Genomic DNA, 23,761 nt, shown 5'->3' with positions numbered 1-23,761 from the left:
AGTGAAAGGGTAGCTTTTAGTGTAGGAGGGTTATCTGTTTGTTTTGAATGAAGTGAAACGTATTTGGATGATTGCGACGGTTGGTACGTGCCTAATCAGCTTCCTTCAAACCTGGCGGTACGCTTTCAATAAAGGCTTGCATCCCTTTCTTCTGGTCGCGCGAGGCGAACAACAGTGCATTGGCCTTGCGTTCCAGGGCCAGGCCACTCTCCAGCGGTGCTCTGCGAGCCGCTGCACTTGCTTGACTGCGGTCAGGAATCGGATGGCGCGTTGGCGATGGTGATGACCTCGTGTCCGGGGTGGATGGTATAGAAGACTCATCTAAGGGTAGGGAATTTCATGTTGATTTTGTGCTGGAATCGCCGAGAAACTCAACTTCATCAGTGGTGTTTTCAGGTTCAACACCTTCAGAGTTAAGGATCAAGACAAGCCACGTGGCAAGGTCAGAGGTCAGTTGTGATTTGAGCCTTTCAATATCTTCGAGAAACAGTGAGTCAGCAACATAGGAGCGCGGCTCTTCGTATCGGGGTTGATAATTAATGATTTGCGCGGCCTGAGCAGCAAGCCGTTGCATAAATGTTTTGACAGCCGACGTTGACAATGGAGCCGTGCGCGATTGGTATTTGCCATATACATTATTGATGAGCATTTCAAACAGTAATTCCATAATCACGTTGCTGCTGGCTAGCGCCGACAGGGTGGTATCAATAAATACTTGGGTATAGAGGGCTGGCCAAACAGTCTCGTGCACGCTGGCGTAATAAGAAATGAGGTAATCCAGCAGCTTGAGTGCATTTAGGGTGTTGCCGCCTTTCACCTTACTGATCTGGAACGTATGATTGAAATGATTGATGGTTGTGGTCATGTCCAGCGCGAGCAGCAAGTGATCGCAATATGCATCACGTTCTGGGGCGTTATAATTAACCTTGTCAAAATAGCGGGTACCTTCCCATGATAAAGCCTCGTCACTAATAATTGACCCCGAAGAAGATTCTGCGGATTGGCTGTCAAAAGACACCGTATAGCGGACAGGATCGGCAGCTAATAGTTTTGAAATGTCATCTTTTGAATTCTGCAGCACCTCACCCATCGAACTTCCTCTGCGGTTCCGCCTGTTGGAAGGTGAACCTGTAGAGGTATCTGATGCAGCCCTGATCTTAGCTTCGAACATCCAGCGACTGTTGCTGGATGCGGCAGGTCGAAAGCGGAGGTAGACGTATTGAGAGTGATTGCCGGTGAGCATAATAATGCCCGCTTGATTCAATGCCTCGAACTGATTAAAGACATAGTTGTTAGACCATAACTCCTTTTTACGCCACTTATCTTTTTTATAAGGGCCTGTTAGCACAGTAGTAATTTCTCCGTCAAGCACTGTTGGAGAATGTAAGGCATTGGTTTTGCGCAGCACTCTTCCCAAAGGAACGACTAGGGCTTGTTTGTTCGAAAGAGACTCTGGCACAGGTTTAAACAGGCCATATTCGCTGAACCCCCCGCGGGGAATTGCTTTCAGATTCTGCGGCGAGAGCCTGAGCGCTTTTCGGGTAGCGCTGGATGCCAAAAAGCCGCGGACGTTAGGAATACTGGAAAAGAGTTCAGCAATTCCTGCTGCTACAGCTTCCCACTGGTAGCGGAATTTCTCATCGGGCTGGTCCTCCGCGAAGCTTTGGATAAGAGGTGCCAAGGGGCCGAAAAGTAAGCCCAGAACACTAGACGTGACAGAGAATGCGCCTAAAAATAGTGAAGTAACGCTCCAGCCAAATTTTAACCGTTCCATGATTTTCAGGGTCTGAAGTTCAGATTTTGAGTGGATAAGCATGTCGGCATCTTCTGCAAAACGTTCTTGATAAGACTTTATTATTTCTTCGGCGGGGTTTGTGAATAGCTTGAATGTTAGGGGCATGCCCATGAGGGGCATGCCCTGAGGTGTTTGATTGACCATTTGATTTTTGTAAAACTGACGACTGTCCATGCAGGTCTTGAAGTCATCAGTGTTGTTTATATAGGCCTCATGCACTGCGATTGAGGTGTCGAATTTCCAGATTCTATCGTCTGGAAAAGAATAAACAATCTGATCATTGAGATTTCTAAACCCCGAAATAACGCCCGGAAGTACTCGGCCTTTCAAAGAGACTGAACTAAAGGGTTCATAAGGTTTCAGGGGGCGTAACGTGATGTCTATCAGTTCCTGTTGCAGCTTGATGGTTTCGGCGTTCTTGAAGGCTTCTTTGATGTGCTCGATGTAGAGGGGATAAAAATCTTTAGAGATAAGCGCTTTGGCAACTTTAGCCGCACCGGTTTCAGTCGTGCCCATGAACAGGGGGGAGTGGCTGTAGGTCAGTTGGGTACGTAGATATTCGTGGAGTCGTTTTTTTTCGGTGATACCCCACAGAATTTCCAATAAGCTAGTGGATTGATAACGGGGCTCGAGTTGTGTGTTTATTTGTTTCTTGTTTTTAGTGTTGATATCTTCTTCTCTTTTTTCCCATACGCGTGTACTACCACGAATGCCCACGCGATCTTCAGGGTCAGGAAGTAGTTCCGCCGTTATTTTCTGTATGAATGCTTCTGAGTACTGACGAACATCAAGGGCATCAAGGTCAGCAAATTGTTCATCACTCATAAGTTCTGCGGTTCGCTGAGCGTCTCTGTTTATCTGTTTGATAATCAGCCATTCTTTGTTCAATGCAAGAATTTCTGTTTGTGCTGGAACAGATGTTAAGGTTGCCCATTTCACAAGTTGTTTTGATCCGCTGCGAGCGTTTTTTGAGACGGTGTGGATGCCCTTGGCAATTTGAAGCAAGGTAAAACGCTCTGTGTGTATCACGTCGGACACATGGTATTCAACGTCGAAAGTACTGTCGGCATTGAGTGTCGATCCAGGCATATATTTGCCCAGGATTTCACCAATTCTGCCGAGCATGAATTCTTCTCGGTCTTGATTTTTACGAAAGAGCAAATTCCCGAGCACGTTCGGATTTTTGCTAAATTGATAGTTAATCAAGTTCTCAATTATTTCCCGAGTGTCCACAATGACCGTCAAGTCTTGATTGTATTGGCGGCGTATTGAAGGCGTGACTTGAGAGGTCGCACTAGAGGCGTCACGCAGTTCAAGGATCGCTGCGATGAGTGCATCGCAATAAAAAATGGCGATAATCAGTTCGTTTTGCTCTTTAAAACGTTCGAGATTACCGCTGGTATCGATAAGGACTTCACCCCAAGGGTAGGCGATGAGGTCTCTGGCTGTTCTAATATCAGTGATATTTGACTCTGGAGAAATACCTTCGTATGAAAAAAACAGGCTCTTGCGGGGGAGCGCACTGTTTACCTTTGGTTGTGTTGCGAGTGCATTTGCAAGAGTTCTTAGTTTTTCTGTCCTGTCATTGATTGCAGGTGTTAATTGCCGTCTGATTCGTTCAGTGTTGCGGCTTATTCTGGCCGTGTAATCCTTTAATGTTTCAAAAACCAATGCAAAACTGGTCCCGCGGCGCTTCAAATTTCTTGTATGTGGATTGTTGGCTTTAAAGGGCTCTTGTATTTGACGTGCTCGTTCAGAAAGTTCATTGATAAAACCGGCCAGTTCGATCTTGGTCGCCTTGATGTCGAGCTCTATAGTGTGCCGGCTTTGTAAATTTGGGGGAGCACTTTTCCTGATCGGAAAGGAGACAGTGCTCATCTTAAATGCAGTTATAAAATCTTGTTGATTTTGAGAGAACGTGTCTCGTTTTTTTCGATTTGCTAAGGGCTGTGGGGTGGGAGAAGTAGTTGTTTCATCAGAGGGCGTGGGTGTGAAAAGCGTATCAAACGACGCCAATGACTCATTGAGTGTTGCTACCTCAGAAATGAGTGCTTCCAACCAATGATCAACCGTTTCTGGAGTCAGCTCTATCTCTTCTTGAGGAGCGGAGAGCATAACGAGCAGCGTGTCGCATATGTGTTCGATTTTCTGGGCTGCATCAGACGCTGTTGGCGTGGATGAAGACGTATATCTATTGATCAGTGCGTAAGCAGACGCTGAGAATAGTAATAAGGATACCCCCGCCAAAGCAGCTTCAATTTTCCAGTTGTTGGCCTTGTTTTTAGCGACGGGGCGATCAGGAGGTGTCGTGTTTTCAATGAGGTTGTCTTGTTCCGAAGAAGCGCCTGTTTGTACAACGGGTGTCATGACTAAAGATTCGACAGCATCAGCTTCTTCTTCCTGCTTCTGTGCCGCCAGCTTTCCTTCGCGATAACTTCTACGGGCCTTAAAGGCCAAAACTATCCCGGCCACGAAAGTGAAAGCGGTCACTCCCCCAAGTACGGGCGTTGTATCAATGGGTTGAGGATCAGGTTTAGGCGTCGACGTCTCATTACTGGCCTCGGAACTATCGGGTATCACGGCCAAAAACATGATCAAGGGCACCAGTGATGCCTGGGGCTGTAAAAGGCCTCTTATGACATCCCCCAGAAGGCCTTCACTGGCATAGTTAACGGCACTTTTCATCAAGCGAAGCAGAGGCGGGGCAGTATCGATAGCCAGATAAAGCGATTTGATCACCGTTTTTTGCACAAGACCCGGTTGCGCCTCGACTTCTTCGATCACCGCCTGTCCTAACACGGCTTCAGGAATCGCGCCCAACCACTCCTGGGCGATGCGCTGCACCTGTTCGCGCAGCCAGATAATTTCAGGGTTAGCCTGCACTTCCGGCTGCGTATACAGACTCACCAATAGACGGGTCACCCACTGGATACGCTGACCGGTCTCTATGGGTTGAACCTGTTTCAATACGCGGTAAAGCCCTGGTAAAACGGGTAGCCATATCAGGGCTTTATCAAAGGCCCACACTGTTGTGTCATCGGCGTGTTCGACCAGCAGTTGACGTATCAGAGCAACGCTTTCATCTCCCAGTTGCTGCTTGTCTTGCGTGGCGTGCCACAAGCTCCAAAGACTGATCAGGCGGGCAACGTTTTTGGTCAGAAACAGGCAGGTGTTTAAAACTTTTTGCATCTGTTCGGGCAGCACTTGGCCCTTGTTGGCCATGCTTGTCACCATGCCGTTGACCGACTGCGTTGAGCCCGTTAAAAAATCACTCCAATTGTCTCCTTTCCATGATTGGATAATGCTGGCTGTCGCTGTCAGTACGGGCTGGATAAGGTCAGCAGGCACCCCGCTGGCAATGGACTGAGCTCGGACGAATTGGGAGTCGGGCGCTTGTAGATCACGTTTCAGGGTGCCACCGATCAGGGCCGGCAGGTCTTGCCAGCTGGCGGTTGCGTACTCGTCCCAGAACTGGTTATCCAGCACTTGCGACAACGCCCGGATCATTTTCCCGTGCTGGAAAATGTCGCTGGTCAGTAGTTTCCAGACCTGCTCTTTTTCGGGCAGCCAAAGTATCTCGGCGATGGTTTCCTTGGCGAAACCGGTCCAGGTCTGTTTGGGATCGAACAAGCGCAGCACCATGTTCATGCCCGCTTCTTGTCTGGCAGAACCGCGCAGTGCCGCGTGCGCGAAAGACAGAGGCTCGGCCATCAACTGCCCGACTTCCCCTGCACCACTCATACGCGCAATAAAAGGTTTACTGGTGTAGTGATCAAGGGTGAGCAGGGCGGCACTCATGCCGCTGGTGTCCTCTGGCGCCGCCTGCTGACCTGTTTTAAGCAGCGCGAATACCTTGAACAGACCGCCAAACGCGTCTCCAGCGTATTTGTTGAGGATTGGCAGCGCTGTATCGTCGACCAACAGGTAAAACAGCGCAGTGAATTTCCCCAAGGCGTCGTTACTTTCATTGAACTGAGTCAGAAAGCGTTTCAGGGGAGGAGCGTTTTCAAGCTCGGCTTTAGATTCGGCCTGCACATACAGCGCATCCAGAACTTCGTAAAGTCGCTGACCCTGCTCGACAATTTCAATAACCCAGCCTGGTAACAGGTCGGCCTCGCGCAGCCCCTCAAACACAGACTCGGGTGAGTCCCACGATGCTTGAGACAGGTGTAGCCAGGTTTGAGCCATCTCCAGGGCGCCGCGTAACAGGTTTTGCACCGGGGCGAGAGTGTGCTTGCCTGCAAGCGCTTGCACTTCGGGCATATGAGCCAGCGCAACCAGGCTTTTGAGGGTCAAAACACTGTGCGCAACGGTGAATGCCGCTCTTTGCTGCTGTACTTCGATGATGTGATGAAGATGTTGGGCAATAGCGATATAGGGTGTAGCCGTGGGTGTGAGGCTGTTTTGAGCCTCGAGAAAATCGAGCAATGCCTTGCTTTTGACAAGCAAGGTAATCTTTGGATCGACCAACACTGCAGCCAGTTGTTGGAAGCCATTCAACAGCGCCAAGGGTTCGGCAAAGTAATCCTTGAGGGCTTGCCAAACCCAGTCCAGAAACGAGTTGCCCACTTGCTGGAGCAGCGCTTCGATCATGGGCTGCCAGAGACTCTGTTCAAAACCCGACGTGTCAGTTGCTCCGGGCTGGATGATATTGCCGGGGGCGACCAGGTTGAGAAGCTCCGTGCCCCCTTGAAGAAGCTGGCTCGCCAGGGCCTGGTCAGGTGCGACTTTAAGCACGGGGACCGTCGCAGGTTTTTCGAGCACAGATTTACCCATTGCTAACCACCCTATAAGGAGCAGGCATGAGTGAAATGGTAGTTTTTAGTGTAGGAGGGTTCTCGGCTTTAATTGAATGAAGTGAAACGAATTTGGATGATTGCGACGGTTGGTACGTGCCTAATCAGCTTCCTTCAAACTTGGCGGTACGCTTTTCAATACATGCCAGAATCACTTTCTTTGGGTTACGCAAAGCAAAGGACAGCGCATGGGCGTTACGTTCCATTGCCAACCTGATGATATTCGTGATCACTGGAAGTAAAAAGTGTGCCGAGCCGGATTATGCATACACGTTAACGGAGCGGGATTGGCGCGCACCTGAACGCCTGCGACCATCAGTTGGGTACGAAAGAAGAGTTAAAAAAAGACAGGCTACTGAAACTTTTAACCCTGTGTATGCGACATGGCGTATTTGTAGGGATCGTAGTCATCATCGCTTCCAAACTCTACGAGCACCTGAAATGTGCGTGGGATACCTAGCATGTTCAAATTGCTATGAATAAAAATTTTCTTTTTGGGGACCGCTTTAACGTAATGGCTGGCGTTCGAACTATTGCCACCTTTAAAGGTGATAGAGTCGCCGGCAACTACCGTAAATTCTAGATCATTACTCAGTGGCATTTTCAACTTTGACATGTTGAGGTTTATAGCGTTAGCAATGTAGTACGCTGCCATGGGCGGAGAAGTAAATCCGGCGGGAAGTGTAATATCTAGAATATGAGTTTTAGTGGTGCCATCACTGATGTATATATTAACGTTCTGACCAATGGGCAAGATTTCATCCTCTGGAGCGGTAATTGACCCTGCCAGTTGAAAAGGTTGGCTAGTTGAAGCTTCAGGGTGGGTTGCATAATACCTAGGTTGTGCGGGCGGCATAATGGATTTTGGTAGGCCCCCGGCATAACTTATGACAGCGATCCAAGTGGCTAGATTGGGGTGTAATTTATCTTTTAACGAACTCAGGTCTGTACCAAATTGCGACTGTGGATGGTCCTGACTGTACCGGGACGTGTTGAGAGGTTGATGGAGGATATAAGAGGCTTCAGCGGCCAGATGTTTAAGGAATGCGGAAATGCCTGAGGCTGAAACAAGAAACTGAGTGTCAGCGTGTGGTGATGACCTTAAATCAAGATTTAACGTGAGAAACTCAGTGAGAATATCAGCAAGGATTAGGCTATAGGTGAGTTCTTCAAAACGCTCCTCTAGGTACTCGCGGGTGATGATCGCAGGCCAGGGGGCAGGATCCATCTGAAATTGAACAGCCAGCAAATAGTCCAGCAGGCCCAGAGCGTTAACATTTAAACGGCCCTGAATATCCTTAACGGTAAGGTAGTGGGTGAAGTACTCATTTATATTGATAACGCTGAGATTTACCAAGAGACTATCACCCAAAGCACCATAATCACGCAACGTTAAAGTTCTGAGCTCGAAGGGGAAACCCTCGTGTCGGAATAAAAAATCATCATCAACCAGTGAGCCTCTCTGGTCTGACTGTCGTGTATACAGCTCATAATTTGCGTGTGGATCTTTGAGCAGTATCTGGACAATTCTGTCATAGGTCGACAATGGGGGTTCAAATACCGTGGTACTAAATTTTCCGGACGACTCTAGCGCAGGCGAATGGTTTTCTTGATCTGCAGCGAGGGAGGATGGTTTTAACCACCATTCGATAGTCAGTTGTTGTTGGCTGGAGAGGGTCATCGTGAACGCTTCTAAGTGAGTGTTTTTAAGTCTCAAATACCCGGGTGAACGGGTCTCAATGAAGTGCTCGAGCACATAGCGATTTGACCAAAGTTTTCGTTTGTACCAAGGGTCTTTCAGGTAGGGGCCAGGGATAGTTTGCTGGGTGACATTCGGAACTTGACGGGGGGCGTCAGAAGTCTGTGCTGTGGTCGATGCTTCAGTCGTCGTCGGTACTCTGTTATTTGCGGGTGGATCTGGCTGATCTTTGATCGTGCCTTTTGCAAAAAACAGCTGCTGTCTATCAGGATCAGGAACGTCACTGAAAAGAGTACCCTCGCTTAATTTGACCAAATCATCAGCGGCAAGGATGGACGAGGCAGGATCTAAATCAGGATGCAGTACGTTATTACCGATGCCTTGAAAGTGGCCACCACCCAGGCTGACAAGTACATGTTTCAAATGTGAGCCTGTATCAGGGAGCTTGTTTTTAGTCATGATAGTTATGAGCTCGCCTTTCCTGACCATAAAGAAATCACTGAAAATAACCTTCAAATAGATAATGTCCAGGAAGGTTTCTAAAATGGCAGTGTTGTCAGCGTTGGCTGGGCTTTTATAAGCCTGCTCCAGGGCACCCTTGATCCTTAACGTCTGTTTGGGTTTATAACCTAACTTCACCAGCCTGCCCGCAACATAGTCCCAAGGTTCTTTATAGGCGGCGCTACCACCTGGCGTATTGAGCAGCATAAATTTTCTAGCCAATTGTCTTAGAATCTGCTTGCTCCCAGGTGCCATGTATTTTTGTGATTTGGCTAAGTGGCTCACTAACACCGTTTTCACACTTTTAGAGTTACCTATGCCTCCCCACGAGTAATCCATGAGGGCGTTCAAGAAGCTTGTCATGAAAATACTCCGTGCTTCTTCCTGAGTGTCCGCAACGGTTAACTCTAAAAAAGGGAGCGCTGCGAGACCTGCAGATACGAGTAATGCAATCGGGCCACTGAGGGGCAGCGTGGCCAAACCAATGTAAAGGCCGAGGTCAGTCATATATTGAAATATTTTATGAACAAAGACTTCAATATCGGATTTTATATAGACATCGACATCCTCTTTTAATTGATTGACCAGATGGTCGAACATGAGTTTCGTCATCAGTACTGGTGTGTCCAGTGTCACATCATCTTGTGGGTATTTGTTACTGTCAAAATTTTCATAGAGTTTACTATCCGCACCCAGGGAATCTCCAAGGGCGGCTGACGCTGAGTGTTCAGAATTATCTTTGAAATAGGTGCCTTGATGTTCTCGCAGCCAAAGAAGAAAACCCTCGTGCTGTCGCCTGGGCTCATTGCTTTTGCGGGTTCGCAAATCGTGTGCACGCCGCATATGTAAGCGGTCATTGAATTCAAAGTAAGTGTCGCTGAAGATTGATCGTAACTGGAAGCTGGTGCTTCCTGTGGGTATTTTAAATACACCGGGCAGGGGCCTGAAATCGTATTTTATCGAGGTGATGGGGCTGTTTTTATAGGGCTGAGGTATTCTTGCATCAAGTAGGGGAGTAAAAATAGTTGCCCATGCTTGTTTTTGCACATCATCCGCTTTATAGGCGTCCAATCGGCTGATTAGATTGACTTGCCAATCCTCACTGGATAGAAAGCTAATTATTTCTGGCAGGAATTTTCTTTCGATATCATATTCAATATATAAAAATCCATTTGTGTCTCCGTAACGCAAGGCCAGTTTGCTCATGACTTGACTGAGCGTAAATTCTTTAACCTCGGGCGCTGTCGGAGGCGTTAGAATCATTTCGGCCAGTCTGGGAATAGGAAGGGGTGACGTACCGAGGGCGTCTTTATAACTCATGCTGAATCTGACTTTTATAGTGTCTTTGAGTTGGAGCTTGCCCGGGTAGGCAGTGCTGGGTAAATATTTTTTTACTGCTGCATCGAGAGCATCTTGCAGAAGTCCTTCAGTCGTCGGTACATTCAATGTTTTGCGCGCTTTTTCCAGCTGCAAAATTTCTATGATTTTAAGTCGAGCATGTTTGCTCTCCTGTATGAACTCTCGCAGCAATGGATCCGTTATCAGCAATCCTGCTGGGTCGCTGATGGTCACATTAGTGCTTTCACTGGAGCGTTCGCTTTCTTCAAAAAAGAAGTTTATGAGTGACCTTTGTGTGGATTTTGTAGCGCCCTCACTGTCGGTTGTCGCCAGGCCGATAGTTGAATCAAGATTCATCAGTTTTAATTGAGGGTGATTGCCAATTTTACTGGCCATCTTCGGTTCCTGCCAAAGCGCTTTTATAAATTGGAGGGTCAAGGTGTCTTCATCTTCATGGCGGGCATTCCAATGTGGGATGGAAGTGGTGCCTGCCAGATAAGCTTTCTTAAAACTGGGTTTGTCGAACTCTTTTTTCCACGGTTCCGGATAATGATCAGGCCACGTTATGTCATTTGATGTATACGAGGTATCTGTATGCAACTTGCGAATGTACATGTCCAGTGATAGCGCGATGCTTTCGGGTTCGGCGCCTGCTTTATTGATTCTGATGCTCAGTCTGTCCGCGGTCGTCGGAGGAGGTATTTTGGTCATGATATCTATCGGGGTCATGAGTCTTTTGAGTGTTTTGTCTTTAGTCCATTTGCCTGGTACGTAATCTTTTAACCCCTCTAATAAGTCTTGTGCCACTTCAGTGTTGCTATACTTAGTGCTGAACGTTATCGGCCTGCGGCCCTTGAATTCTTTTAGTCTCTTATCGATGTCTCCATTCAGGAAGTTGACCAGTGGAATTTGAGTGGCAAGTAGTTTGCCGTCTTGTGAGGTGAAGCTAAAGGGAATGCGTGCGCGTGGATCGAATTGGCTCCAGACGTCGGCTATTTCGGGAGGGTAGAAGTTTTTCATTTCGTGCAGCATGTTATAGGCATAGACATTTGTCATAGTCAGGCGTTTGTTAGATTCGTGTACGGCACTTTTCATCAGCGCTTGGCTTTTTGCCAGTCGCTGAGTCAATATATCTAGTTGTGCGCGCATGACACGCAATGAGTTTATGGGCTTTCCTTCTGCCCGTAGATAATTCAGATTAACTTCCAGTTCCAGAATTTCGCGCATCAGGGGGAGTATTTGATCTTCTTGCTCTTCTTCTATGTCTTCATCTTCTTCAACCTGATTTTCTCCTGGGTCCTCCTCCTGTTCTTCTGAAGACGTATAGGGAGCATCCATCATGAGTTCGTCGGGGTTGAAGCTCTGCTCGTGCATATCGCCTGGATCATTCGACGCGGTCAAATGAATAACGTCGCGCGTTGCCAGCCTTTCACTTGTGTTATCTGGAGATTGACCATTGTCGGCAGGCTGCGATATGACACCGTTCAAGTCATGAGTCAACTGCAAGAACTCGCTGATGTTTTTGATGACCTGCTCTTTATTATCTGAAAATATACTTTCCTTTGTTTGGGTCAGTAATTTATCCAACTGCTCAAGCACGCGATTATTTTTACGCGATGCTTCGTAGGCAGACCATATTGCGTAAAGTGAACCGGCAAAAAAAACCGCTGACAGTGTTCCATAGATGGCCGGGTGTAACATCGTTGCCGGCTGCTCATGCTGTCGAAGGGATTTAGACAAGCCTGTATTTAAAGCGATGTGTTCTCTATCACTTTCTTCATTGCCGAGATCAATTGCACTGTCCGCTATAGAGTGTTCATCGAGGTTGACCGCAGCGTAAGCTTCTTCATGAGGTGCTGCCTCTAAACGTTGTTTTCTGCTCTGGTGTGCCTTCCAGGCAAACAGGATGCCTAGCCCTAGCGAACCCGTGGCGGAAGCGCCCCATGCTATGGGCACCACTTTAGAGGGCTGCGCATTGGAACCGGCGGCCAAACCGTAAATAGCACCTGCCACGGAGACTGTGGCCGCGGCTCCGATTGTTAGACCTGTTGCAGTGACCGCTCCAATCACAGGTGCAGCACCAACGGTGCCGATACTTGCAGCCCCTACACCCAAAAACAGTAATTGTTGGGCTGGCGTCAAGCGCATTTCGCCCATACCACCGCGCATACTGTTTTGCAGTGAGCGGGTAACGCTGCCTATGAATGGGCTGATGTAGGTTGCCGTGGCCGCTGTCATTCTTAGCCCAACGAAAAACGCTTTTGCTATTGCGCTGGGTTGTGCCTTGAGTTCTTCAAGGACGGCGGGGCCGAGCATTGCAACGGGTATACCGGCCAGCCACTGTTGCGCGACATGTTCTACTTTTTCGCATAGGTCGATGGTTTCGCCCGACTCAATGGCCCGCAGGCTATAGAGGCGGATTAAAAGGTTGATCAGCCACTTGATCTGCTGCCCGGGCTCAATCGGTGGCAGGGTTTTCAATAATCTGTACAGCGGTGGCATAAGCGGGAGCCAGGGCAACGCCTGATCGAAAGCCCAGAGTGCACGTTCCCCTGCAAAACGATTGATGTGATGGCGTATTTCCTCGATCGCCATTTGACCTAACACTTCTTTGCCCGAACGCAGGTTCCACAGAGTGCGAAGCATCATCAGGTGCGAAATCATTCGCGCCAGCCAAAGACCTATATCGACTGCTTTCTGTACTTTGTTCGGCAAAAAGCGGCCGGATTGATGCAATACCTTTATGAGACTTGTCATTGCCAACTGGGTTTCGCTTATAAAAGCCGCCCAATCGTCGTCCTTCCATGACAGCGCGATGCGTGTGACTTGATCGAGCACTTGCTGGATCAGACCCTCTGGTAAATCCGCTGCTGTGTTCAGGGCCAGTGCCAATTGTGAAGGCTTTTTTTGCATATCCCTTTTAACCGCGTTCGCAATCAAGACGGGCAGTTGGTGCCAACCGCTCGCTTTTAATTCCTGCCAGAGTTGTTGGTCCGGCACGCGGGACAGCGCGCGCGCTATTTTTAATTGGCCCACGATGTGACTGATCATCCCGACCAGTACATCCGATGCACTGGGCAACGCAAGGAGCTCCAGAGCACTTTTTTCAGCAAAATCCAGCCAGCTCATGTGCGGGTCAGTCAGGCGCATAAGCATGTTGAACCCTGCTTCCTGACTGGCGGAGCCGCGTAGCACGGCTCTGATTCTGGTCAGAGGCTCGGCCACGCTCTCGCCCAGAACGCCGCCTTCAGATTTGAGTTGATCGACAAATACCTGACTGGTGAAGTGATCAATGCTCAGTAAGGCTTTTCGCAGGCCAGAAGGATCGGCTTGACCTTCTTCTGGTGTGTCCGCTCTGAACTGAGCGGGCTGCACCATCGCATACACTTTAAATAGCCCTTGAAGGGCTGACGGCACGTAGTGCTCGATAAGTGCGAGGGCTTGATCATCTGCCAACACGTTCATGAGAATGGCGAATTTTGTCTCGACCGCGTCAGCCTCCTTGAACTGGATGAGATGATGTTTCAGGCGCCGCTGCGTTTCACTGTGTGTGGGGTCTGCGGGATCTGCGGAGCTCTCGAAGTAGAGCTGCAACTGCGCGTACAACGCTTGCCCCTGAACCACAAAGTTATTCATCCAGTCGGGAAGGAAATCGCCTTCCACAAGATCCTTGACTATGGCTTCAGGTGATTGCCATGACACTTTGGATAAGCGCTCTATCCAGAGAGTCCAGTCCTTAAGTGATGCAATCAACGTGCGTAACGGGCTGATAGAACTCGGGTCGGCCAATGCTTGAACAGCTGGGTTGTTGAGCAGGTGTTCTAGATGCTCGAGCGTGAGGACGCTGCGTTTGAATACAGTGCTGCCCGCTCCACCCAGATCAGTGACGATGCGCAGTAAAATTTGGACAAGCGCAATCTCATCTTTTATCTGGGGAATTTTATTTTTTTGAATTTCAAGAAAGGCAACGATCCGGGCGCACTTATCGATCATCGACAGCGTTGCGTCGAGCAAAACCCCTGACAGTTCAGTGGCGTCACTCAGTAATTCAAACTCCTTGGCGTATCGCTCTTTGATGGCGGCCCATAGGCTCTCCAGCATGACTTGAAAGGCGTGTTCAAGCATGTGTGACGAGATTGATTGCCAAAAGGCTTCGTCTTGACCGTTGATGCCCTCGCTGTGGGTGCCAGAGGTGAGGGGGGCACCCATGAATACAACGGGCGCTCTCGATTGCTGTGTGTGTTCACTAACCGGCTGCGCGGCTGTTGTAGCCTGTGCGGCAGTATTCGAGGGCTGCTTTGTTTCATGGGTAACCGCTGGCATGTCGTTCAACCCTGAAGGCTTACAGGTCTGAATCAATACACAAAAGCGTAGGACATTTATTATGTTTTATTGAGCGAATATGAACCTTTTTGAATCTATATGACCGCTGGTAGTCTGGAATATTACCCAGGTCAGTTCCCGTTAAACTTGGCGGTACGCTTTTCAATAAAGGCCTGCATCCCTTCCTTCTGGTCGCGCGAGGCAAACAACAGCGCGTTGGCCTTGCGTTCCAATGCCAGGCCAGTCTCCAGCGGTGCATCCACACCGGCCAGGATCACTTCCTTGATTTGCTCAGCGGCCAAAGGCGGCATGGCGGCGATCAAGGTCGCCAATTTCAGCGCATGGGCTTGTACCTGCCCATCCTCGACCACATCACTGACCAACCCTGATATCCAGGCTTCTTCAGCGGTGATGGGTTGCCCGGTCAAGGCCATGCGCATGGCTTTCGCTTTACCCACTGCCCGCACTAAACGTTGGGTGCCGCCAATGCCGGGCATGATGCCGATGCGGATCTCCGGCTGGCTAAACTTCGCGCTGGTACCCGCCACAATAATGTCCGCCAGCATGGCCAATTCGCAGCCGCCGCCATAGGCATAACCACAGACCGCCGCGATCACCGGTTTGGGGCAGTGCTGAATCGGCGCCCAGACCCGTTCGGTATGACGTTGGTAAATGTCGATTGGCCCCACACCGGCCATGCTGTTGATGTCGCCTCCTGCGGCAAACACGCTGTCCCCACCGGTCAGCAGGATGCAGCGCACCTCGGGGTTTTCGGCCAACTCGGTGAAGTAGCGAGAGAGCAAGGCTTGCAGCTCAAGGCTCAGGGCATTGGTGGCCTGCGGGCGGTTAAGGCGCAGCAGGGCTACGCCCAGGGCCGGAAACTCCAGTAGTACCGGCGCAGCAGTCGGGTCAGACATGTGGGTCCTCATTGAGCAGGGGGCTGTCAGCACAGCCTGTGCTGGAGTGTTGCGTTCACACGCGCGCGCTTCATCGTCCGTTCAGACGACGAGCACCCTGAGCGTAGCCCCTAGAGTGGCTCTATCAGTAGAAGAGGAGCGTGTCATGGGCCAACTCTCAGGGCTGGACTACAGCGGTAAGGTGGTGCTGGTTACCGGCGGAACCAAAGGTATCGGGGCAGGGATCGCCAGCAGTTTTCTCCAGGCCGGCGCGCAGGTGATTGTGTGTGGCAGGGCGGCTCCTGAAGTGTTGCCTCGGGGCGGCGCCGCGCAGGCGATTTTCATGGCGTGTGACGTGCGTGATCTGGATTCGCTCAAGGCATTGTTTGACGGTATTCGCGCTGATTTCGGCCGTCTTGATGTGGTCATCAACAACGCGGGTGGCAGCCCGGCGGCCGAGGCTGCGACTGCTTCGCCGCGCTTTCACGAAGGCATTATCCGTCTCAATCTGATCGCCCCCCTGAATGTCGCGCAGCAAGCTAACGCCCTGATGCAGCAGCAGGCCAGCGGCGGTTGCATTGTGTTTATCGGCAGTATCAGCGCTTTGCGCGCATCGCCCGGCACAGCCGCTTATGGCGCGGCCAAGGCCGGTGTGCTGGCCCTTGTACAGTCACTGGCGGTGGAATGGGCACCCAAGGTGCGAGTGGTCGCGGTCAGTCCGGGGCTGGTTCAAACCGAGCAATCACACCTGCACTACGGCGATGAGCACGGCGTTGCCGCGGTCAGTGCCGGGATTCCCGCCGGGCGCATGGCGCTGCCCGAAGACATTGGTAACGCTTGCCTGTTTATCGCTTCGCCCATGGCCGGATATGCCAGTGGCTGCAATCTTTTGTTGCACGGGGGCGGTGAACGTCCGGCTTTTCTGGGTGCCGCGCAGAGCGCAGTGCATTGATCGACCTTAAGCGGCGACCAGTGGGTTGCCGTTCTCTACACGCAGGAGACGAACGTGGCTGATTCTCAATTGCTAACCGACGTGCGCGCCCTGGTGGGGCGTGAATATGGTCGCGTCTACGCCTGGGACGAGGTCAACGCCCCGATGATTCGCCAATGGTGCGAGATCATGGGCGTCGACAACCCGCTGTACACCGATGCGGTCACGGCCGCTAACAGTGAACAGGACGGGCTGGTTGCACCACCGGCAATGTTGCAGGTCTGGTGCCTGGAAGGCTTTCATGCCAACAACTACCCGCCGGGCTCGACCACGGAAAATCCGTATGAAGTGCTCAAGCTGATCGAGAGTTACGGCTATCCGTCTGTGGTGGCGGTCAACTCTGAGCTGACTTTCAACCGCAACTTGCGTCCGGGCGAAAAGCTCTACTACACGACGCGTCTGGACTCGGTGGGCGACGAGAAAACCACGGGGCTGGGCACCGGCTTTTTTGTCACCCTGGTGATGAGTTATTTCGTCGAGCACAAAAGTGGCGACGAGGCGGTGGGCGAGTTGCTGTTCCGCGTCTTCAAGTTCCGCCCGGCCAAGGATCACAGTGTCAAGGCTGAGCCGGCCAAGGCGGATGCCGCGCCCGTGATCAAGCGTCCTAAACCGGGCATGAGCGATGACACGCGGTTTTTCTGGGAAGGCTGCGATGCGGGCAAGTTGCTGATTCAGCGCTGCACCCAATGCCAGACCCTGCGTCATCCGCCCGCACCGGTGTGTATCGAATGTCACTCCTTTGATTGGGACAGCGTTGAGGCCAGTGGCCGCGCCAGCCTGTATTCATTTGTGATCATGCATTACCCCGAAGTAGCGCCGTTCGATCATCCCAATCCCATTGGCTTGATCGAGCTTGAGGAGGGCGTGCGTCTGGTGGCGGGGCTGGCGGGTGTAACCCGTGAGGACCTGCGTATCGGTCAGGCCTTGCAGCTTGAGTTCCAGACCTTTGACGGTGAAATGACCTTGCCGATGTTCCGGCCAGTCGCCGAGCAGGGGGCATAGCATGGATTTTGAATTAACCGAAGAGCAGCTCGCGATTGCCGAAATGGCTCAAAGCGTGTTTGCCGACTATTGCACCGATGACCGTTTGCGTCAGTACGACACGCGCGATCAAGCCTATATGGAACCGTTGTGGCAATTGTGCGTGGAGACCGGTTTGCAGGCCTTGGCCATCCCGGAGCAGCAGGGTGGCAGCGGGCTGGGCATGACCGAGTTGATGTGCGTGCTGGAGGCGCAAGGGCGTGCACTGGGGCAGGTGCCGTTGTGGCGCCATCAGTTGACCGCCGCAACCTTGGCACAGTTCGCAGACCCGGCCTTGCAAGCATGGGCTGATGACGCGGCGGCGGGACGTACCCTGCTGACCCTGGACTTGAGCGGGCTCAACACTGCTCACGGAATGACACTGCACGCTCAGCCGGTTGAGGGCGGATGGCGTCTGAGTGGGCGAGTCGGTGCCTTGGCACTGGCGCAACAGTCTCAGGCTGCTTTGCTGCTGGTCAACGCTGAAGGTCAGCCGCGTCTGGCGTTTGTCGAACTGGCCGCGAAAGGGATCACCCATATACCTGGGCGTTTGACCCACGGCGAAGGGATTGCCGATCTGCATATTGACGGGCTGCCCATTACTGCCCAGCAGTTGCTCCCGGTAGCCGCACTGGACTGGCTGGAGCCGCGCAGCACGGCGGCTTTGGCGGCATTGCAGCTGGGCGTCAGCGCCGAACAGATTCGCCGCACGGTGGAGTACGTCACCGACCGCCGCCAGTTCGACCGCAGCATTGGCAGTTTTCAGGCGGTGCAAATGAGCATGGCCAACGCCCATATCGCCCTTGAAGCGTTGCGCAGTTGCTTGTGGCAATTGTGCTATCGGCTCGACGCCGGTTTGCCTGCGCCGAGCGAAGCACTGGCCACCGCTTGGCAGGCCTGTGAAGCGGGCCATGTGATCGGGCATAACGCTCAGCACGTACATGGCGGTATCGGCGTCGACCTGACGTACCCGATGCACCGTTTTCTCTACTGGAGCCGCGCGCTGGGCAGTGCCCTGGGCGGATCGGCAGCAAGCCTTGAACGCCTCGGCGATTGGCTGAGCCATAACGACAAGCTGGGATGGAAATATGACCTTGAAGAACACCAAGCGCTTTGATGACGTACGCCCCGGCGAAGCACTGCCGCCTCTGGCGATCCCGATCACCGTGGGGCTGGTAACGGGCGGCGCGATTGCGACCCGCGACTATTTCCCTGGTCACCATGACCTCAACGCCGCACAAGCGCTGGGTTCACCGCATATCTTTATGAACATCCTGACCACCAACGGTCTGGTGCAACGCTTTGTCGAAGAGTGGGCCGGCCCGGCAGCGCGTTTTACGTCGCTGAAAATCAAGCTCGGTGCACCTAACTACCCCGGCGATTGTATGACCTTCAACGGCGCCGTGACGGGCCAGGATGCCGCCACCCGCACGGTGGAAATCACCCTCAGCGGCAAAAATTCCATGGGCAACCACGTGACCGGTACGGTCGCGCTGGTTCTGCCTTGATAGCGGGAGACAGCACACATGACGCAATCGTCACTTTCCGGTAGCGCCGCCATTGTTGGTTTGGGTGCCACTGAATTTTCCAAGAACTCTGGCCGCACCGAGCTGCGCCTGGCCATGGAAGCCACCCTGGCAGCGCTTAAAGACGCCGGCATTGATCCCAGTGAAGTTGAAGGGTTCAGCTCGTACTCCGTGGACAAAGTTCCGGAATACGAAATTGCCCGCCTGCTGGGTTGCAAAGACGTCAAGTTTTTCTCCCAGGTGCCCCATGGCGGAGGTGCCGCCTGTGCGCCGATCATGCATGCCGCGATGGCCGTGGCGACCGGCGTGGCCAAGGTGGTGGTGGTCTATCGCGCCATGAACGAGCGTTCGTGGTATCGCTTCGGCAGCGGCAGTTACGGCTTTGCCTCCACCCCGATTTTTGAAAACGTCAATTACGGCTGGTACATGCCCCACGGCTTGCATACACCCGCGTCCTGGGTCGGCATGTTTGCCCAGCGATATATGCACACCTATGGCGCGACATCAGAAGATTTTGGCCGCGTGGCCGTGGCCGTTCGAGATTTTGCCGCGACTAACCCGGCGGCGTTCTTTTATGGCAAGCCCATCACTCTGGAAGAGCATCAGGCGTCACGCTGGATCTGCGAGCCGCTGCACTTGCTTGATTGCTGCCAGGAATCGGATGGCGCGGTGGCGATGGTGATCACCTCGGCCGAGCGCGCCAAAGATCTGCGCCAAAAGCCGGTGATGATCAAGGCCGGTTCTCAGGGGATTACCTCTGGCCAGCAAATCATGACCTCGTTCTACCGCGATGACATTACCGGGCTGCCAGAAATGGGCGTAGTGGCCAAAGAGTTGTATCGCCAGTCAGGCCTCGGCCCAGAAGCCTTGCAGACGGCGGTGATCTACGACCACTTCACTCCGTTTGTATTGCCCCAGCTTGAAGAGTTCGGCTTGTGCGAGCGGGGCGAAGCCAAGGAATTTATTCGCGCGGGGCACCATGCCCGAGGTGGCAAGTTCCCGATCAACACCCACGGCGGGCAGTTGGGCGAGGCCTACATCCACGGCATGAACGGCGTGGCCGAAGCCGTACGGCAAGTGCGTGGCAGTGCCGTCAACCAGGTGGACAGTGTCGAAAACGTACTGGTCACGGCCGGTACAGGCGTACCCACCAGCGGTCTGATTTTGGGAGCAGCCTGAATGTACGTCGACCTCACGCCCGAGCAACACGCCCTGCGCCATAAAGTGCGCGACTACTTCCAAAACCTGATGACCCCTGAACTGCGTGATCAATTGCGCGGCAAGGAGGGCGGCGAACTGTACCGCGACACCATCCGCCAGATGGGCCGTGACGGCTGGCTGGCCGTGGGCTGGCCCAAGGAGCACGGCGGTCAGGGTTACGGCCCTACCGAGCAATTTATCTTCTTTGAAGAGGCCAATATTGCCGGGGCACCGCTGCCGTTTGTGACCATCAGCACCGTGGGGCCGGCCTTGATGGCCCACGGCACCCAGGCACAGAAAGCCAAATTCTTGCCGGGCATTGCGGCAGGCGAAATCATTTTTGCCATCGGTTATTCCGAGCCGGATGCGGGCAGCGATCTGGCGGTGCTGAAAACCACCGCCCGGCTTGAGGGCGACACCTTCGTGGTGAATGGCAACAAACTCTGGACGTCGGGTGCCGAGTCGGCCGATTACATCTGGCTGGCTGCGCGTACCGATCCGGAACGGCCTCGGCACAAGGGCGTGTCGATCCTGATTCTGGATACGCGCGCCGAGGGCTTCTCGACCACCGTTATCCCGACCACCAGCAATCCGACAGCGGCCACCTATTACGACAACGTGCGGGTGCCCTGCGACATGCTGGTGGGTGAGTTGCACGGCGGCTGGAAGCTGATAACTGCGCAACTGAACCACGAGCGTCTAGGGTTGGGCGCCTGGTCCGACAAAGTGGTCGGATTGTTTCGCCGGGTCTTGATGTGGGCGCGCGAAGCCGACGAAAACGGTGTCAAGGCGACTGACAAAGCGTGGGTTCGGGCGGGTTTGGCGCAGTGCTATGCCCGACTCGAAGCGATGCGCCTGATCAATCTGCGCATCGCCGCCGACCTGGAACATGACCGCATGGACGTGGCGCTGGCGTCGACCACCAAGGTGTATGGCTCGGAATCGGCTATCGAGATCCTGCGTGTGCTGAGCAACATCGTCGGTGCCAACGGGCTGGTGCGCGGTGGTTCGCCTGCTTCGCTCATGCAGGGCGAACTGGAGTACGAAGTACGTGCCTCAGTGACCTTGACCTTTGGGGGTGGCACCAACGAAATCCAGCGTGAGCTGATTGCCCAGTTCGGCCTGGGCATGCCGCGAACCCAGCGCTGAGCGATACCGTCTTTAGCCCCGTAGCAGCGGTCGAGTAGAACGAGGCCGCGTCCGACTGCTCAGCAGTCGCAGACTGAGGCTCCATGGTGGTTCAGGCATACCGAATAGTCAGGGTTTGCGAGGACTTCGTCCCCGGACGCAGCCTCGTAAAACTCGGCAGCTGCTACGACTTCATCACAGGTAATTACATGAGCGCGATTGAACAGTTCAGAGAGCAGACCCGCAGTTGGCTTGAGGCCAATTGCCCGCCATCGCAGCGTAAAGCCATCCCTGAAGGGGAGTTGGTCTGGGGAGGCAGTGACGTCGAGTTTCCCAATGCTGACGCCCGGCTGTGGTTCGAGCGCATGCGTGACAAAGGCTGGTTCTGCCCAGACTGGCCGCAAGCCTACGGCGGTGGCGGCCTGAGTGCAGAATATAACGCCGTGCTTGAAAGCGAGCTGCGGCGCCTTAAATGCCGCCCGCCGCAAATCAATCTGGGCATCTGGATGTTGGGACCCGTGTTGCTGGAATTCGGCACCGAAGAGCAAAAACTCAACCTGTTGGCCCCGATGACCCGTGGTGAAGTGCGATGGTGCCAAGGGTTTTCCGAACCCAATGCGGGTTCTGATCTGGCCAGCCTGAAAACCACTGCCCGGGATGAGGGCGATCACTTTGTGGTGGATGGCAGCAAGATCTGGACCTCTTACGGTGACAAGTCGGACTGGATGTACGCATTGGTCAGGACCGATGGCAGCGCCAGTAAGCACGCGGGCATTAGCCTGATTGTGCTGGACATGAAAAGCCCCGGTGTGAGTGTCGCGCCGATTGATTTGATCAGTGGTAAATCGGCGTTTTGCCAGGTGTTCTTTGACGGCGTGAAAGTGCCAAAAAGCCAGTTGATTGGCCCCTTGCACGGCGGCTGGAACCTGGCCAAGCGCCTGTTGCAGCACGAGCGCAAAGCCATGTCCAAGTTCGGCGAGTTCAGCTTGCCGACGCATTTTCACCTGCTGCCGCTGGTGCAGGAATACCTGCCCGAACCCGCCGGGTTAAGCGAGTCGGCATTGGCAGCGCGGGCGGTGGCCTGCGCGATGAACGAGCACAGCTACAACCTGACAGTGCAGCGCATGGGTGAAGAAGCCCGCGCCGGGCAAGACGTCAGTGGGCTGATGTCGATCATGAAGCTGGTGCACACCGAACAGGAACGCGACAAGTTTGAGGTGCTGCTGGATGTCATGGGGGTGAATGCGCTGGGCTGGGACAAGGCGGCGTTTACTCCACAAGAACAGGCGATTACCCGCGGTTGGTTAAACAGTTTCGCCCTGACGATTTCTGGCGGCGCGTCGGAAATTCAGCTCAATGTGATCGCCAAGCGGGTCTTGGGCCTGCCTGAAGTCAAGTAAGGATCCAGACCATGAACCTGCTTTATAGCGAAGATCATCGGCTGTTGGCCGACAGCGCCCGCGAGTTTCTGGCGGCGCGCAGTCCCGTATCCCGCCAGCGTGCCTTGCGTGACGAGGGCAGTGAACTCGGCTTCGACAGCCAGCTGTGGCAAGAGGCGGTAGCACTGGGCTGGAGTGCGATCCCATTCCCCGAAAACCTCGGCGGACTGGATTTCGGCTGTATGGGCCTGGGCCCGATTTTTGAATCCATCGGCAGCAACCTCAGTGCTTCACCGTTGCTTTCAAGCGTGGTGCTGTGCGGTTCGCTGTTGCACTTGCAAGGCAATGCGCAACAGCAAGATCGCTGGCTGTCGGCCACCATCAGCGGCGAGCAACGCCTGGCCCTGGCACTGGACGAGCGCCCACGGCACAGCCCCGCGCAGTTGGCGGTGCAGGTTGTAGCCAATGCGCAGGGGTTCTGTCTGAACGGGCAAAAAACGTTCGTCATAGACGGGGTAGGGGCTGATGGCTATCTCGTTGTTGCGGGCAATGCGCAGCAGGGTGTCAGCCTGTTTCTGGTGCCAGCCGATGCGCCGGGTTTAAGTGTCGAACCCTTGTCGCTGATTGACTCGCGTAACCACGCGCACTTGCAACTGAATCAGGTGCAGGTCGGGCCGGATGCCCTGTTGGGCGATCCTGGCTCAGCCAGTGCAGCATTGACCATCGCACTGGATCGCGGCCGTGTGTGTCTGGCTGCCGAGATGCTGGGCATGGCTGAAAAGCTGTTCGCCTTGACCCTCGACTACCTGAAAACCCGTGTGCAATTTGACGTCGCCATTGGTTCTTTTCAGTCCCTGCAACATCGTTCGGCCCAGCTCTATGTGGAGCTGGCGCTGGCCCGTAGCGCAGTGATGGCTGGCTTGGCAGCGCTGGACGATGCCGACTTGAGCGAGGTAGAGCGTCAGCGGCTGGTCAGCTTGGCCAAGTGGAAGGCCGGGCTGATGGCCGTGAAAGTAGCCAATGAGGCCGTACAAATGCACGGCGGTATTGGCGTCACCGACGAGCTGGATGTCGGTTTGTTTCTCAAGCGCATCCGTGTCGCACAAGCGTGCCTGGGGGATGCCGAATATCACTGCGAGCGCTATGGCGCACTCGCTTAAACCTGTGGG

Annotated in this window: 11 protein-coding genes and 1 pseudogene; 8 read left to right on the top strand and 4 right to left on the bottom strand. The window is 53.3% G+C overall.

Translation table 11 applies throughout. The annotated features are described in order from the left end of the window. Positions 1-95 precede the first annotated feature (95 nt). From FJD38_RS25075 to FJD38_RS20775, 4 genes and pseudogenes are all read right to left on the bottom strand, one after another. A pseudogene (locus FJD38_RS25075) lies at positions 96-232 on the bottom strand (enoyl-CoA hydratase); the annotation flags it as partial. A gap of 105 nt (positions 233-337) precedes the next feature. Further along, the gene (locus FJD38_RS20785) at positions 338-6,571 is read right to left on the bottom strand and encodes a hypothetical protein (RefSeq protein WP_146387264.1); all 6,234 of its coding nucleotides are present in this window, start codon (positions 6,569-6,571) and stop codon (positions 338-340) included. A 384-nt stretch (positions 6,572-6,955) separates the two neighbouring features. Beyond that, positions 6,956-14,452, bottom strand: a complete 7,497-nt coding sequence (locus tag FJD38_RS20780; RefSeq protein ID WP_146387262.1) for a TrbL/VirB6 family protein — start codon at positions 14,450-14,452, stop codon at positions 6,956-6,958. 131 nt (positions 14,453-14,583) lie between these two features. Beyond that, positions 14,584-15,369 (bottom strand): enoyl-CoA hydratase, encoded by a 786-nt coding sequence (locus FJD38_RS20775; RefSeq protein WP_208727534.1) that lies wholly within the window; start codon positions 15,367-15,369, stop codon positions 14,584-14,586. A gap of 145 nt (positions 15,370-15,514) precedes the next feature. Between FJD38_RS20775 and FJD38_RS20770 the strand changes: the two genes are divergently transcribed. The 8 genes from FJD38_RS20770 (at position 15,515) to FJD38_RS20735 (ending at position 23,752) form a co-directional block, all read left to right on the top strand. Next, positions 15,515-16,300, top strand: a complete 786-nt coding sequence (locus FJD38_RS20770; protein ID WP_122784351.1) for an SDR family oxidoreductase — start codon at positions 15,515-15,517, stop codon at positions 16,298-16,300. 54 nt (positions 16,301-16,354) lie between these two features. Beyond that, entirely contained in the window at positions 16,355-17,341 is a 987-nt protein-coding gene (locus tag FJD38_RS20765) for a bifunctional MaoC family dehydratase N-terminal/OB-fold nucleic acid binding domain-containing protein (protein ID WP_146387258.1), read from the top strand. A 1-nt stretch (position 17,342) separates the two neighbouring features. Further along, entirely contained in the window at positions 17,343-18,476 is a 1,134-nt protein-coding gene (locus FJD38_RS20760) for an acyl-CoA dehydrogenase family protein (RefSeq protein ID WP_146387256.1), read from the top strand. After that, entirely contained in the window at positions 18,448-18,867 is a 420-nt protein-coding gene (locus FJD38_RS20755) for a MaoC family dehydratase (protein ID WP_122784354.1), read from the top strand. The genes FJD38_RS20760 and FJD38_RS20755 overlap by 29 nt, the downstream gene beginning before the upstream one ends. Before the next feature lie 18 nt (positions 18,868-18,885). Next, on the top strand, positions 18,886-20,064 hold the full coding sequence (locus tag FJD38_RS20750; RefSeq protein ID WP_122784355.1) for a lipid-transfer protein: 1,179 nt from the start codon (positions 18,886-18,888) through the stop codon (positions 20,062-20,064). Further along, positions 20,065-21,234 (top strand): acyl-CoA dehydrogenase family protein, encoded by a 1,170-nt coding sequence (locus FJD38_RS20745; RefSeq protein WP_146387254.1) that lies wholly within the window; start codon positions 20,065-20,067, stop codon positions 21,232-21,234. It begins immediately after the preceding gene. Positions 21,235-21,422: 188 nt separating this feature from the next. Then, positions 21,423-22,613, top strand: coding sequence for an acyl-CoA dehydrogenase family protein (locus FJD38_RS20740; RefSeq protein WP_146387252.1), 1,191 nt, complete (start codon positions 21,423-21,425; stop codon positions 22,611-22,613). Between the two features lie 11 nt (positions 22,614-22,624). Continuing rightward, a complete protein-coding gene (locus FJD38_RS20735; RefSeq protein WP_146387250.1) occupies positions 22,625-23,752 on the top strand; it encodes an acyl-CoA dehydrogenase family protein in 1,128 nt (375 codons plus the stop codon). Positions 23,753-23,761 lie beyond the last annotated feature (9 nt).

Origin of the sequence: Pseudomonas saxonica (assembly GCF_007858365.1) — a bacterium.
Lineage (GTDB): Bacteria > Pseudomonadota > Gammaproteobacteria > Pseudomonadales > Pseudomonadaceae > Aquipseudomonas > Aquipseudomonas saxonica.
The sequence above is the reverse complement of the archived record's forward strand: the minus strand, read 5'-3'. Positions and strand labels throughout refer to the sequence as shown.

Bases quoted from the DNA above. Each gene is read 5' to 3' on its own strand.
- FJD38_RS20785 (WP_146387264.1), bottom strand. From the start codon at position 6,571: ATGGGTAAATCTGTGCTCGAAAAACCTGCGACGGTCCCCGTGCTTAAA.
- FJD38_RS20780 (WP_146387262.1), bottom strand. From the start codon at position 14,452: ATGCCAGCGGTTACCCATGAAACAAAGCAGCCCTCGAATACTGCCGCA.
- FJD38_RS20775 (WP_208727534.1), bottom strand. From the start codon at position 15,369: ATGTCTGACCCGACTGCTGCGCCGGTACTACTGGAGTTTCCGGCCCTG.
- FJD38_RS20770 (WP_122784351.1), top strand. From the start codon at position 15,515: ATGGGCCAACTCTCAGGGCTGGACTACAGCGGTAAGGTGGTGCTGGTT.
- FJD38_RS20760 (WP_146387256.1), top strand. From the start codon at position 17,343: ATGGATTTTGAATTAACCGAAGAGCAGCTCGCGATTGCCGAAATGGCT.
- FJD38_RS20755 (WP_122784354.1), top strand. From the start codon at position 18,448: ATGACCTTGAAGAACACCAAGCGCTTTGATGACGTACGCCCCGGCGAA.
- FJD38_RS20750 (WP_122784355.1), top strand. From the start codon at position 18,886: ATGACGCAATCGTCACTTTCCGGTAGCGCCGCCATTGTTGGTTTGGGT.
- FJD38_RS20745 (WP_146387254.1), top strand. From the start codon at position 20,065: ATGTACGTCGACCTCACGCCCGAGCAACACGCCCTGCGCCATAAAGTG.
- FJD38_RS20740 (WP_146387252.1), top strand. From the start codon at position 21,423: ATGAGCGCGATTGAACAGTTCAGAGAGCAGACCCGCAGTTGGCTTGAG.
- FJD38_RS20735 (WP_146387250.1), top strand. From the start codon at position 22,625: ATGAACCTGCTTTATAGCGAAGATCATCGGCTGTTGGCCGACAGCGCC.